Consider the following 13,617-nt stretch of genomic DNA (forward strand, 5'->3'; position numbering starts at 1 on the left):
AAGAAAAAGAATGGAATTAATTTACTTATTAAGCACTAGCAAAGCTTGGCTGCTGGCTATCACTGGACTGTTTTCGTTGTTGATTGGCAGCTTCCTCAACGTAGTCATCTACCGCTTACCAATCATTCTGGAACGCCAGTGGAAACAGGATTGCCACGAATGGCAAGACCAGCAACAAGCGCTGGAAATGACACCGGGGCACTTTAATCTGGTGACACCGCGTTCCCAATGTCCCACTTGTGGGCATAGTATTACTGCGCTGGAAAACATCCCACTATTCAGCTACCTGTTTCTTGGTGGCAAATGTGCAGGGTGTAAGACCCCCATTTCTGCGCAATACCCCCTGATTGAATTGGCAACCGCCCTGATCTCAATACTGATTGCGTGGGAAGCAGGCTACGGCATCCTCTTACTTGCCCTGCTGGGCTTTACGTGGACACTGATTGCACTGTCGGTGATTGACGCAAAAACCATGTTGTTGCCCGACATGCTGACTTATCCCTTGTTGTGGGCGGGCTTATTGCTGAACATGAATGGCCTGATTGTCCCATTACCGGATGCGGTATTAGGCGCTGCCTTTGGCTACCTGTCACTGTGGTCAATTTTCCACTTGTTCCGCTTACTGACGGGCAAGGAAGGCATGGGTTATGGTGATTTCAAACTGCTGGCGGCACTGGGGGCATGGGGTGGTTGGCAAATCCTGCCTTTCGTGATTTTCGCATCTTCCCTGTTTGGTGCAGTATTCGGCATTTTGTGGATGCTGGTGAAAGGCAAGGGCGAAAGCCTCCCCATGCCCTTCGGCCCGTGGCTGGCACTGGCAGGATTTGTAGCTGTGGTATGGCATGAAGGCATCCTTGCCTACATGACTCGCATTTTCATGCCATTTTAAGCAGCGGAAACATTACTTTTTAGCAGGCACATCCGCCCAAAACGGAAGCGCCTGCATGGGCTCCACGCTTCTGGCTACCGGCGTATTGGTTGGCATCGTATAGCTGGGAGCAGCTACCTCGGCAGGCGGTGCAGCGGGAACCTTTGCCCGCATTTGCGCCTTCAGCTTGGGCTTGATCTTCGCCGCATACCAACTATTCGCGGGTGCGTTGTAATAGTAAGCCGCCATCGGGTCAGCCGGTTGGGCAGCATCTTCCGCGCTGACCGGAAAAGCGAATGCCGTCAAGGACACGCCTAACAACAATGCCAAAACAGTTTCTTTTTTCATGTCATTCCCTATGTGTTAACGGTACTTCCCTTTGAAATAGCACATATCCACCGAAAACGGCAGGATCTGTGCAATATATGCTCAACACCAATAGGTAGTGTGACTAATGCTAGCCGTATTCAACGCGCTGTAGGGCAAACCTTTGCAGGGTAGCGTTTCACATTCTGCACATAGATTTTTTCGCTGACCACCCGTTGGGCAATGTGAGTACTTGGCGGAGGCGGAGCAACGGCACGTTGCACAACCTGATGTGCGCCGGGAGCATTGTGGGGGCGGAGACGGCACTGCTGCCCACGATGCACCACTGGCTTGCAACGGGCATGACACCGACAGGTGGAAACCGTATGGCTTTTAATCCTTACCACTGGCCCACGCTGGTTGGCTTCCATCGCACGCATATCTTCGATACCGCCCGTCCAAGCTTGTGCAGCGGGAGCCGCCATAAACACCAAAACAAAACCTGCAATCAACTTTTTCATAATCCAACTCCATGAAGAAAAGGCTTTAGCCTGTTACAATGCCTGCAAAGCCCGACTTAATCTGGAACCATGCCGCATGACAGAACAGCAACAAACCACCCACTTCGGTTTTCAACAAGTGCCCGTCAAGGAAAAAGCTAACCGAGTCGCGGGCGTGTTTCACTCAGTAGCCGATAAGTACGACGTAATGAACGACGTAATGTCATTCGGTGTCCATCGGCTGTGGAAACGCCACACCATTGATGTCGCCGGGGCGAAACGTGGCAACCGCGTGCTTGACCTCGCAGGCGGTACGGGTGACTTGGCTTCCAAGTTTGCGCGGATCGTGGGGGATGAAGGAGAAGTGATCCTTTCCGACATCAATGCTTCGATGCTGGAAAACGGGCGGGAACGCCTGACTGATATGGGAATTGGCGGGAATGTACGCTACGTGCAAGCCAATGCGGAATGCCTACCGTTTGCCAGCAACCATTTCGACATCATTACCATTGCCTTTGGCTTACGTAATGTGACCGATAAAGATGCGGCCTTACGCTCCATGTACCGGGTATTGAAACCGGGCGGGCGCTTGCTGGTGCTGGAATTTTCCAAACCTGCCGTACCGGGTTTAGGGCCGATTTACGACCAGTATTCTTTCAAACTGCTGCCACTGATGGGCAAACTGATTGCCAATGACGAAGAAAGTTACCGCTATTTAGCGGAATCCATCCGTATGCATCCTGACCAAGAAACGCTCAAAGGCATGATGGAAGCCGCCGGGTTTGAACGTGTCACTTACACCAACATGACCGGCGGCATCGTAGCCTTGCACAGGGGCTTCAAGTTCTGAACTAAGATTCACAGGATTTAGGGATTAGCAAGATTGGGGAAGTGCTCCCATCGCGTTAATCCTTTTATCCTGTAAATCCCGGTTTGCAGACGCCTTTTTCTGCTTCAGGTAACGCTGATGCCACCACGCAGGCAAGCTCAAGCTGGCGAGGAACACCACCAGCAACACCCATTTCTGGTTATCGCTGAGCGCCCAATCCCCCCAGCGGAACGGGATGTAGCAATACAACACCACCAGATGGTAAGCAAACACCTGCAAGGAATGCTGTCCCAAAAACGCCAACCAGCGCCCCGGCAACGCCAACCAGTTAAAAATGCCATAACGCTTATGCAACGCAATCAGCGTAGCCGCAATATAGACAAACGCGAGGAAATTCAGCAAACGCATCCACGCCATGTTATCGCGGGCAATATGGCGGTATTCCTGTAACCACGCCAACAACGGCGAATGTTGCGCGGCTTCATGCAGATAACCGTGCCGTTGCAGGAACAGGTAAACCACAAGGGCAACGCTCAAGGCGACCAACCAACCATTGACCCGTGGAAAAGCATCTTTACTGTCAAACCGCAGGAAACCCAGCACCATCCCTAACACAAACACGAACTGCCACCCCAACAGATGGAAAGCACCAGTACGCAGCATCAGCGCCCCCGGCAACAACGCCTGCAAGGTATCGCCGAACATATACTGCGCCGCCCACCAAATACCGCCACTCCCCAGCAGCACCATCGTTACCCCAACATGGCGGTATTGCGTCATCCAACGCAAGGCAAACGGGGCAAACAGCATCAGGATGACGTACAAAGGCAAGACATCCAGCATCGGCGGCTTATAGGTCAGGAATACCCCCGACAATAATCCCCGGATCGGCTCCGCCTGCATTTCCGTGGCGAAACTTTTCCAATACGCCCCGGAAATGTCCGTCAGCACGGTAAACACAAACACCGCCAGCAAGACCATCAGGTGATACAGGTAAATGACCCCGGCGCGATGCCAAACCCGCTGTTCCAGCAGCGCCCCACCAGCGTTGTGGTAACGGCTATAAACCAAGGCAACCAACATCCCAGAAAGGAACACAAAGCCCTCGGCGGCACTCACGTAACCGGCAAACTCATACAAATGCTGGAACACCGGCTCGCCGAAGTGATCAGCCGCCATAATGATCAGCATGATCCCCCTTAAGATGTCCAACGACAGGTCTCGGTTCATTAAAACCTTACTTCCTTGCCTACTCGGCGGTTACGGTTACAAAGAAATCAAAATGACAGCAAACAATCTGCAAGCAATGCTGTACCTGCCAGCCATTCTACTCTACAATTCTCGCGCCATATCCTTGGTCTACAACGGTTTTCAGCCGCTTCGGATCCCCGACATCATGAAATCAAACATTTACCATTTGACCCTGTTACCCTTGCTGCTACTGCTTAGCTTAGCAATGCCAGCGCAAGCGAAGGATACAGGCTGTTTTGCTCACGTCCAACAGGTAGCAGAACAAAAAGCCAGCCAAGCGTTCGTCAAAACGCCCATGATGCAAGTTGATACCGGACGGATTACTTACGACCACTACCAACATATCAAGTTCCGCCAAAATAAGACCTTCTGGCGCTCGGAAGACTTGCCGTTCCAGTTGGAATTCATGCATCCGGGGATGCATTTCATCCGCCCGATTGAACTGTTTACGTGGGAAAATGATGCCGCCCAACCCATCAAGTTTTCCAGTGACTATTATGATTATACCGAAGTCAAAGACCTCAACATCCAGCAAGACGAAGCCAAAATGGGCTTTACGGGCTTCCGCATCTTATCCAAGTTAGGCAAAACAGAAGCTGACGCACCGTACAATGAAACCATGGTATTCCAAGGGGCAAGCTACTTCCGCGTCTTGGGGCAAGACCAACGTTATGGCCTGTCGGCGCGTGGGCTAGCCATCAATACCTCGCTGGAAGGGCAGGAAGAATTCCCCGATTACACCAGTTTCTGGTTAGAAAAACCTGCCAGTGATGCCAAACAATTGGTGATGTGCGCTTTGCTCGACTCCCCATCACTTACCGCTGCTAGCCGTTTCGTCATCACCCCCGGCAAATCCACCGAGATGGAAGTGGAAACCCAGCTTTACCCGCGTAAGGATGGGATTGCCGAAATTGGCATTGCGCCACTGACCAGCATGTTCTTCCACGGTGAGAACTCAGTGCACCAATACGGTGACTACCGTCCAGAAGTGCACGATTCTGATGGCCTATTAATCCAGCAAGGCAAGGATTGGCGCTGGCAGCCACTGCTGGAAGTGCCCTACTTCAACTTCCAATCACTGCCGATGGATAATATTTCCGGTTTCGGCCTGATGCAGCGTGACCGGGAGTTTGGGCATTATCAGGACTTGGAGGCGTGGTATCATCAACGCCCTAGCGTCTGGGTCGAACCGTTGGAAGACTGGGGCAAAGGCAGCGTCCAATTACTGCGCCTGCACACCGAATCTGACATTGTGGACAACATCGTGGCCTACTGGAAAAGTGATGCGGGGCAAGCCTTCCGTCACTTGCATTACCGCTTGTCGTGGCGTTCCGATGATCCTCCCGCTGACACCTTAGGCAAGGTATACTCCACCCGCGCCACCAACCGCGCTGTGGATGGTTTACCCGGACACAAAGGCCGTATCCGCTTCATCGTTGACTTCAATGGGCTGCCAAAACTGGCGCAACCCCCGAAGGCGGAGGTAAAATTTAGCGGCAAAGGCCAAACTAAACAGGCAGTTGTGCAAGAAAACCCCTATATTAAGGGCTGGCGCGTAATTGCACAGGCATTCCCGGAAGATTGCGAGAGTCCAACGGGATTGAGCATTCGCCTGACAAACGGTGGAACCCCGGTGAGCGAAACATGGTCTTACCCGATACCACAGGAATTGTGCAATGCACCATGACCTGATGGGAAACACAACCCGAGTGATGGCATAAAAATTGCCTGACTTTATGTAACCTAAAACAGATAGAACGTAAAAACGATGGTACAACATACAACTTTTTCAGCTAGCCAGTCCGCCCCGGACTCCTCACTGCGTATGGATGCGTGGGCGCAAGCCCGTAAACGCGCCGATGATTACTTGAAACTGCACCGCCTACCCGGTACAGAACGCGAGCAATTGCTGGCACGTGTTGCGCACAAGTTAACCCGCACCGCGCCTTGCCCTGACCATGAGCTAATCCAGCTATTCATCCGCACGGTACAAGAAGAGTTGGATGCGCAAAAGCAAGCCCAGCCTGCCGCTGTATACGAGCCATCGAATGCTGCGTATGACTTGGAAGATGATGCTGAAACCTTGGCACAGAAAGCGGAAGCACGCACCCAAACCGGGCCGCGTTTCGAGCGCAGCAGCATCCGGGTCGCACCGTTACGTGCCATTACCCTGCTTCCGTTGCGTTCCCGTCAGCACCGCAGCCACCACTGACCTGAATGGACGAACAGCGCAAGTCGGCAAACTGGAGAACCGCCGCCATCCAGCGGCGTTTCGTGTTTTTCGCAGGAATCGCTTTCCTGACAGGATTGGCAACTTTTTGGCTAGGCTTTAACCTGCCCGCCGCGCTGCCTTTCATCTGGAAGGCACTGGTTATCTTGCCATTTACCATCCTGTTTTTTTGGCTCTCCTTGGGTTTCGTCACCGCTCTGGCGGGTTTGTGGGTGCTTATGCACGGCGACCGCTACCGCATCGCCAGCGCCCCCGGCACACCCCTGCCGCAGATTCACGCGCATGAAACCACCGCGATCCTGATTCCGATCTATAACGAAGACATTGCCTATGTCTACGCAGGCATAAAGAGCATCTACCAATCGTTGGAAAAGACCGGGTATTTGCAACACTTCGAGTTTTACATCCTCTCGGACTCGGATGATGCCAGTAACTGGCTGCGCGAAGAGGCCGCGTGGTCAGCACTGTGCCGTGACCTCGGCAATACCGAACGCATCCACTACCGCCGCCGCAAACACCGCACCAAGAAAAAAAGCGGCAATGTCATGGATTTCTGCCGCCGCTGGGGACGCCGACACCCTTACATGGTGGTTCTCGATGCCGACAGCCTGATCACAGGTGACGCACTGGTACGCATGGTCGACGCAATGGAGCGCAACCCGCGTGTTGGCTTAGTGCAAACTCCGTTGTACACCATCGGGTTGGATACGCTGTACGCTCGCGGGCAACAGTTCGTCAACCGCCTCTACGGGCCAGTATTCTTTGCCGGATTGCATTTCTGGTGGCTGGGCGAAAGCCAGTACTGGGGGCATAACGTCATCATCCGCACCCAAGCGTTCATGGCGCATTGCCACCTGCCCAAACTGCCAGAAGGCGGCAAACTCGGCGGGGAAATCCTCAGCCATGACTTTGTGGAAGCCGCCCTGCTTAACCGCGCTGGCTGGGAAACGTGGTTAGCTTACGACCTAGAAGGCAGCTTCGAGCGTCCACCGCCAAGCCTGACCGATGCACTCAAACGTGACCGCCGCTGGTGTCAGGGCAACCTGCAACACTGGCTGATCATCTGGTCGCACGGCATTCCTAACCTGCACCGCTTCTTGTTACTGGGCGGCATTATGTCCTACCTCAGTTCCTTGATTTGGTTAGGCTGGCTGCTGGTATTGACCACCATTGCGGTGTTTTACCCCAAGCTGACATTGATCCCGCTGACGGCAGGGAATAGTGCCTTGCTGGTGTTGACCATTATCTTGCTGTTTTTCTACAAAACCTTCGGCTTGGCTTTGGCTGCCCGCAAGAAAAATGTGGATAAATTCGGCGGTGTGGAAGGGCTAGCCGCGAGTGTCAGCACCGAAACAGCGCTCTCAATGCTCACTGCCCCCGTGGTCATGATGTATTACAGCAAGTTTGTATTACAAATATTGCAGGGCAAACGCGCAACGTGGGGTACGCAGCAACGGACTGGCGGTAGCGGTTTGGCCTTCGGTGATGCCATGCGTGAATACGGTTGGGTCAGCAGCATCGGCTTGCTGTGGACACTGATTTTGGCGGTATTTAACCCGATGGCTTTCCTGTGGATGTCGCCAGTACTGGCGGGACTCGCACTCGCCGTACCAATGGGAATGCTGACCAGCATCCAGACCAGCCTGCAAAGTAAGCTGTTCCGCACCCCGGATGAAGTCGCACCCGATTTCATCCTGCAAGCCTTTGAAGAAAACCATGCGCAACTGCTGAACAACCCATGCATTTCCACCCGCGACCTCTTCACCCGCGTAATTGTTGATCCGCTGGCCTTCAAGCAGCACATGACTTACATCCCGCAACGCTCCAATGTCCCGGCGTCTACGCGCCAACAACGGGCGGAATGGATGGTACGCTTGTTGGAACAAGGCCCCAGCGCCATTTCTAACAGCGAACGGCTGGTGATTCTGGAAGATGCGGATATGCTCACGCAACTCCACACGCAGGTCTGGCAATTACCGGAAACGCAGTTCCACGAGCAGTGGATGTCAAAGCTTTAACGCCCAAAAGAAAGCCCGGACAAACCGGGCTTTTTTCATTGCAGCGACAGCAGAATCAATCCCACTTCAACGCCCCACCCGTTTGGTATTCAGTCACACGGGTTTCAAAGAAGTTCTTTTCCTTGCGCATGTTGGATTGCTCATCCAGCCACGGCAGCGCGTTTTGTGCGCCGGGGAACGGTTCATCCATTCCTAACTGACGCGCACGGCGGTTGGCAATGAAACGGAACTGTTCGTGATGGTCTTGCGCTGAATAGCCGAGGATCGGTTTCGGCAACAAGTATTTGGCATAACCCATTTCCGCCGCTTCGGCTTCGTCCCACATATCGCGAACGGCTTGCGGATCGAGCTTGACGTTTTCTTCCTGCATGATTTGGCGTACTACGCGGATGCCGAAGGAGCAGTGCAGCACTTCGTCGCGCATGATGTATTGTAACTGCTCGGCAGTGCCTTTCATCATGCCACGGCGTTGCAGGGCAAAAATCGGCGAGAAGCCGTTGTAGAACCAGCAACCTTCAAAAATACCGGCAAAGAACGTATACGACAGCACGAAATTGTGCAGATCGTCAGCATTCTTCAAGTCGATGTCGTGGCGCAACGCATCATTCAAACGGCGGTTGCTGATCTGGATTTTGGCATTGATTTCCGGTACGACGCGGTAGCGGTTGTAGATTTCACCTTGGTCGAGGCCGATGGTTTCGATGCAATGTTGGTACGTCCACGTATGCAGCGCTTCCTCGTATACCTGCCGCGCTTGGTAAATTTGCAGTTCCGGCGCAGTCATTTTTTCCATGACTGCAAGGCCGATGTTGCGCATGGCGAGGATGTCGGAAGTGGTGAGGTAAGCGAGCACGTTTTCGTACACATGCAGCTCTTCGGGCGTCAGTTTGTGATGGTAATCATGCACATCCTGAGCCATGTTGATGTCGAGCGGTGTCCAGTGATTTTTGTTGGCATTGAGGAAAAACTCCCATGCCCACGGGTACTTGAATGGCGCAAGTTGGTTAATGTCGCCACTGCCGTTGACGACGCGCTTATCTTCGGCGCGGATCGGCTGTTGAGGTTTGAAAGGCTCTGGCGCGAACGGCTTACGTTCAGCCCGTGTGCTTATCGTAGCGGCTTCCACATGCCCGTCCGTGTTGCTGGAAGCCGCGCCAATTACCGCCGTTGCAAACGCCGCCGACTCCGCTGGCGACTCAATTGCGACTTGGGTTTTTGCACTGAGCTCACTTTCATCTACCTCCACAGTAGGTTCGTCAACAAAAGATTCGTTCACCACTTTCACTTGTGGCTTGTGACCGTTCGCGTGTGGCACGGGAGCGGCAAGGGGGTTGTCCCAGTTCAGCATCATATTTTATCTCTCCTGAATTCTTAACGCCAACTAAACACTGTTAGTCGCTATTTTTTTATTCTTTACTGGCACGCTTCGCAGTCTGGATCAAGCAACGAACACGCCTTCGGTGCTTCTGACCCTACCGATACCAGATTTGCTGCCCGCTTGATCCCTGCCATGCTATTGGCAGCAGAAGAATCATCCGAACTGGTCTTTTCCGCGCCAGTAGCGCCCAAAGTACGCAGGTAATAGGTAGTTTTCAGCCCGCGTACCCATGCCAGTTTGTAGAGGTTGTCGAGTTTCGTGCCGTTCGGCTCTTTCATGTACAGGTTGAGGGATTGGCCTTGGTCGATCCATTTCTGGCGGCGGCTGGCAGCTTCGACCAGCCAGCGGGCGTCGATTTCAAACGCGGTGGCATACTTGGCCTTGACCGCATCTGGCACACGGTCAAGCGGTTGCAACGAACCGTCGAAGTATTTGAGGTCGTTGATCATTACTTCATCCCACATGCCGAGTGCTTTCAAGTCTTGCACCAGATACGGGTTGATGACGGTGAATTCGCCCGACAGGTTGGATTTGACGAACAGGTTCTGGTAGGTCGGTTCGATGGATTGCGACACGCCGCAGATGTTGGAAATGGTCGCGGTCGGGGCAATCGCCATCACGTTGGAGTTGCGCATCCCCTGCGTTTTGACTTGGTTGCGCAGTGCGTCCCAGTCTAGCGTTTGGGTGTGGTCAACGATGAAGTATTCGCCGCGCTCTTCGCCCAGCAATTCCAACGAGTCGATAGGCAGGATGCCCTTGCTCCACAACGAGCCGTTGTAGCTCGGATATTTGCCGCGTTCTGCCGCAAGGTTGCTGGAGGCACGGATGGCGAAATAGGACACCGCTTCCATGCTTTGGTCGGCGAATTCCACCGCTTCGGTCGAGGCGTAGGCAAGGTTCATTTTGTACAGCGCGTCTTGGAAACCCATGATGCCCATACCGACCGGACGGTGACGCAGGTTCGATTTCCTCGCTTGCGGCACGCTGTAGTAGTTGTAGTCGATGACGTTATCCAGCATCCGCATCGCCGTGGTCACGGTGCGTTCCAGTTTCGCCACGTCGAGCTTGCCGTCGATGACGTGTGCGGTCAGGTTGACCGAGCCGAGGTTGCAAACCGCAATTTCGCTGTCATTGGTATGCAGGGTGATTTCGGTACACAGGTTGGAGCTGTGCACCACACCCATGTGCTGGTTGGTGTAGCGGATGTTGCACGGGTCTTTGAAAGTAATCCACGGATGCCCGGTTTCAAAGATCATGCCCAGCATTTTGCGCCATAGGGTCAGTGCTTTGACCTTGCGGTGTAGCTTGATTTCGCCGCGTTCGGCCTTGGCTTCATATTCCTTGTAACGCGCTTCAAACGCCTTGCCGGTCAGGTCGTGCAGGTCAGGCGCGTCGTCCGGCGAGAACAGCGTCCAATCACCTTCTGCCGCCACGCGCTTCATGAACAGGTCAGGAATCCAGTTGGCGGTGTTCATGTCGTGGGTACGGCGGCGCTCGTCGCCCGTGTTTTTGCGCAGTTCGAGGAAGTCTTCGATGTCGATGTGCCAGGTTTCGAGGTAGGCACAGACTGCGCCTTTGCGCTTGCCGCCATTGTGAGCCAGCGCCGCCGTAGTCATGTAAGACTCGTCGCCTTCCACAATCAGGTCGAATACGAATGGTAGGGTCGGAATGGTCTCCACACTACGCACCCGACTGAACACGCAACCATTGTAGGTCAACCAGTTACGCTTCTCGACAGGTTGGCAATCAACCAACGCCGCTATTTCTGGCACGGCAGGAATACGGATGTCGAACGCCTTGGTTACACCGTTAAATTCGATTGCTGTGCCATCAGAACGTGTACCTGTATGGGCATTCTCACGTTCACGGTATTGCCCAGCCGTTGGTACACCCAAACGCAAGCACTGGTAACGCAAGCCTTCAGCCAGTTGACGCGAGGTATTGGTGAAATACATTTCCTTGCCGCGACTTACACCGCCGTCGGTTTCCAACAAGCCTTGAATCAAAGCCAATGTTTGCGCTTGTGGCAAATGGCTGAAACGGCGCGAAATACGCTTTTCGCCCTGAGCGTTGTAAATATCATCATAGGTAAACGGCAACGTTGCTGCACCCGCGCCAACAATGCGCCCGTTAGTGGCATTACGCACCACGCCGCGACCGCTTGCCCAATGGATTTGCGCGTAAGTTTCGCCACGTGCTGTTTCCCAGCAATGGATACCACGTTCAACCAAATAGTCACGCACGAAATCGAGGTGTGAGTCATTTTGCGGATTGCCGGAAACACCCCACTGCATCCCGTCCTTGGACAAATGCCCATCACCCAACAAAATACCGTACAGCCGTGCATCTTCTGCGTCGAAGCCTTCCACCATCACGGTTTCGGTCGGGATCACTTGCGCAACGTAATCGCCTTGCTGCAATTGACCAGCTTCCGCCCATTCAGGTTTGACCTTGCCTTTTTCCAGCCAGTTGAGGGTACGGCTGTTGGCTTGCTCCAACGGCACACCACGGATGGCGTAGAACGGATGGCCTGCGGTAACTTTCACTGGCTCGATGGAATGTTTTACATCGACGGCAACCATTGCATCGTGCTGGTTGTACACCATTGCCCGTTTGACTTCACGGTACGTGCCGCTGATTCCCAGCACCAAGTCGCCTTCCTTCACCTCGCGGATAGCTTTAATGCCATCAGCCGTATGGATGCAGGTATCCGGTGCGAAACACTGGTTCACCGCTACCGCCGTATCATTCGCCACCTTCAAGAACGGCACGACACCTTGCGACTTGCCATTCGTGCCCTTGATGTGCGCCCCCATGCCGCGCACCCGTGACCAGTCATTACCCAAACCACCGGCGTATTTCGACAGCAAGGCATTGTCTTTGATCGCGTCGTAAATGCCTTCCAGATGATCGGCAACCGTGGTCAGGTAGCAAGATGACAACTGCGGGCGCAACGTGCCGGAGTTGAACAAGGTCGGCGTGCTGCTCATGAAATCGAAGCTGGACAGCAGGTTGTAAAACTCAATCGCCCGGTCTTCCCGCTCGACTTCGTTGATTGCCAAGCCCATTGCCACGCGCATGAAAAACACCTGCGGCAGCTCGAAACGCACCCCGTCGTGATGCAGGAAATAGCGGTCATACAAGGTTTGCAAGCCGAGGTAAGTGAACTGCAAATCGCGTTCCGGTCGGATCGCAGCGCCCAGTTTCACTAGATCGTAACGCCCCAGATCATCCGCCAAGCGTTCTACCCGCACCCCGGTTTGGATGGTTTTTTTCAGGACTTCCGGGTACAGCTCAATCATTTCGTGCTGGGTCGCTTCGGTATGATGGCCTTCGAGGAAACTCAGGGCTTCTCGGCGCAAGCTATCCATCAACATCCGCGCGGCAGCTTGCGAATAATTTGGTTCGCGGTCAATCAGCACGCGGGTACTGATTACCAACGCGGTTGCCACTTCTTTCTCAGAAATGCCGTCGTAGAGGTTGCGCATGGTGGCCGTCATGACCTGTTCGGCGCTGACGCCTTCCAGCCCTTCGACTGCTTCTGCCACGATCTTACGCAGGCGCTCTTCGTCCAGCGGTTTCAGGTCGCCGGAAGCGTTTTTAACGTGGATGATGTTTTCGGATTTCTTGCCTTTTTTCTTGCTCTTGGCATCTTTTTCAGCACGCAAACGGGCGCGTTCGGCGCGGTACAGCACGTAACTCCGCGCTACTTTGTGCTCACCGGCACGCATCAGCGCCAGTTCCACTTGGTCTTGGATGTCTTCGATATGCACCATGCCGCCTTCCGGGGTACGGCGCAGCAAGGCTTCCAGCACCTGTTCGGTGAGCTTGCGCACGGTGTCGTGGATGCGGGCAGAACCGGACGCTTGGCTGCCTTCCACATCGAGGAATGCCTTGGTCATGGCAATCTGGATTTTGCTGCCGTCAAAGTCTGTGACCTGCCCATTGCGGCGGATAACCTTGCATTTGATCTGTGTTTGGACGGGTGAAATGGCGTAGGCGGCTGAGCCTTTTAGTGTTGTTTCCTGTACGCTGGCAGCTTGCATTTTTATCCTCAGTGTCGAAACACGGCTTGGTTGATTTCTTTTGGATAAATACTATAGGATGTGTCTTTATGAGGGGTCAAGCACAAGATGTTGTCATTAACTTGTGCAAAGCCTGTGGATAACTGACAAAAATCCAGTACCAGTACGGACTTCAGGCATTCAGCCCCTACCTGAAAAATTTTTCAAATGTG

The 13,617-nt window shown here is 53.7% G+C and carries 10 protein-coding genes; 5 read left to right on the forward strand and 5 right to left on the reverse strand.

Annotated features, from left to right (window positions below):
* Positions 1-10 precede the first annotated feature (10 nt).
* A complete protein-coding gene (locus PHE17_RS00065) occupies positions 11-889 on the forward strand; it encodes an A24 family peptidase (protein ID WP_301013732.1) in 879 nt (292 codons plus the stop codon).
* A 12-nt stretch (positions 890-901) separates the two neighbouring features.
* Here PHE17_RS00065 and PHE17_RS00070 read toward each other — a convergent pair whose 3' ends face one another.
* Both PHE17_RS00070 and PHE17_RS00075 read right to left on the reverse strand, forming a co-directional pair.
* A complete protein-coding gene (locus tag PHE17_RS00070) occupies positions 902-1,216 on the reverse strand; it encodes a hypothetical protein (protein ID WP_301013733.1) in 315 nt (104 codons plus the stop codon).
* Between the two features lie 119 nt (positions 1,217-1,335).
* Positions 1,336-1,695 carry a hypothetical protein gene (locus PHE17_RS00075; protein ID WP_301013734.1) on the reverse strand — a complete coding sequence of 120 codons (360 nt, stop codon included), beginning with the start codon at positions 1,693-1,695 and terminating at the stop codon, positions 1,336-1,338.
* A 76-nt stretch (positions 1,696-1,771) separates the two neighbouring features.
* Between PHE17_RS00075 and ubiE the strand changes: the two genes are divergently transcribed.
* Complete coding sequence (gene ubiE / locus PHE17_RS00080; protein ID WP_301013735.1) at positions 1,772-2,524, forward strand: bifunctional demethylmenaquinone methyltransferase/2-methoxy-6-polyprenyl-1,4-benzoquinol methylase UbiE; 753 nt, start codon at positions 1,772-1,774, stop codon at positions 2,522-2,524.
* Positions 2,525-2,548: 24 nt separating this feature from the next.
* On the opposite strand, the gene opgC is transcribed toward ubiE, so the two are convergent.
* Positions 2,549-3,733, reverse strand: coding sequence for an OpgC domain-containing protein (opgC, locus tag PHE17_RS00085; RefSeq protein ID WP_301013736.1), 1,185 nt, complete (start codon positions 3,731-3,733; stop codon positions 2,549-2,551).
* A gap of 166 nt (positions 3,734-3,899) precedes the next feature.
* On the opposite strand from opgC, the gene PHE17_RS00090 reads away from it, so the two are divergent.
* The 3 genes from PHE17_RS00090 (at position 3,900) to mdoH (ending at position 8,002) form a co-directional block, all read left to right on the forward strand.
* A complete protein-coding gene (locus PHE17_RS00090) occupies positions 3,900-5,441 on the forward strand; it encodes a glucan biosynthesis protein G (protein ID WP_301013737.1) in 1,542 nt (513 codons plus the stop codon).
* A gap of 81 nt (positions 5,442-5,522) precedes the next feature.
* Complete coding sequence (locus tag PHE17_RS00095) at positions 5,523-5,966, forward strand: hypothetical protein (protein ID WP_301013738.1); 444 nt, start codon at positions 5,523-5,525, stop codon at positions 5,964-5,966.
* Between the two features lie 5 nt (positions 5,967-5,971).
* Positions 5,972-8,002: a glucans biosynthesis glucosyltransferase MdoH gene (gene mdoH / locus PHE17_RS00100; RefSeq protein ID WP_301013739.1), complete on the forward strand. Its 2,031-nt coding sequence runs from the start codon at positions 5,972-5,974 to the stop codon at positions 8,000-8,002.
* A gap of 55 nt (positions 8,003-8,057) precedes the next feature.
* On the opposite strand, the gene PHE17_RS00105 is transcribed toward mdoH, so the two are convergent.
* Together PHE17_RS00105 and PHE17_RS00110 are read right to left on the reverse strand one after the other, a co-directional pair.
* Complete coding sequence (locus tag PHE17_RS00105) at positions 8,058-9,353, reverse strand: ribonucleotide-diphosphate reductase subunit beta (RefSeq protein ID WP_301013740.1); 1,296 nt, start codon at positions 9,351-9,353, stop codon at positions 8,058-8,060.
* 62 nt (positions 9,354-9,415) lie between these two features.
* Positions 9,416-13,426: a ribonucleoside-diphosphate reductase subunit alpha gene (locus tag PHE17_RS00110; protein ID WP_301013741.1), complete on the reverse strand. Its 4,011-nt coding sequence runs from the start codon at positions 13,424-13,426 to the stop codon at positions 9,416-9,418.
* Between the last annotated feature and the right edge of the window lie 191 nt (positions 13,427-13,617).

Origin of the sequence: Thiothrix sp. (genome assembly GCF_028714775.1) — a bacterium.
Lineage (GTDB): Bacteria > Pseudomonadota > Gammaproteobacteria > Thiotrichales > Thiotrichaceae > Thiothrix.

Coding starts and splice junctions, on each gene's coding strand:
- PHE17_RS00065 (WP_301013732.1), top strand. CDS start 11: ATGGAATTAATTTACTTATTAAGCACTAGCAAAGCTTGGCTGCTGGCT.
- PHE17_RS00070 (WP_301013733.1), bottom strand. CDS start 1,216: ATGAAAAAAGAAACTGTTTTGGCATTGTTGTTAGGCGTGTCCTTGACG.
- PHE17_RS00075 (WP_301013734.1), bottom strand. CDS start 1,695: ATGAAAAAGTTGATTGCAGGTTTTGTTTTGGTGTTTATGGCGGCTCCC.
- ubiE (WP_301013735.1), top strand. CDS start 1,772: ATGACAGAACAGCAACAAACCACCCACTTCGGTTTTCAACAAGTGCCC.
- opgC (WP_301013736.1), bottom strand. CDS start 3,733: ATGAACCGAGACCTGTCGTTGGACATCTTAAGGGGGATCATGCTGATC.
- PHE17_RS00090 (WP_301013737.1), top strand. CDS start 3,900: ATGAAATCAAACATTTACCATTTGACCCTGTTACCCTTGCTGCTACTG.
- PHE17_RS00095 (WP_301013738.1), top strand. CDS start 5,523: ATGGTACAACATACAACTTTTTCAGCTAGCCAGTCCGCCCCGGACTCC.
- mdoH (WP_301013739.1), top strand. CDS start 5,972: ATGGACGAACAGCGCAAGTCGGCAAACTGGAGAACCGCCGCCATCCAG.
- PHE17_RS00105 (WP_301013740.1), bottom strand. CDS start 9,353: ATGATGCTGAACTGGGACAACCCCCTTGCCGCTCCCGTGCCACACGCG.
- PHE17_RS00110 (WP_301013741.1), bottom strand. CDS start 13,426: ATGCAAGCTGCCAGCGTACAGGAAACAACACTAAAAGGCTCAGCCGCC.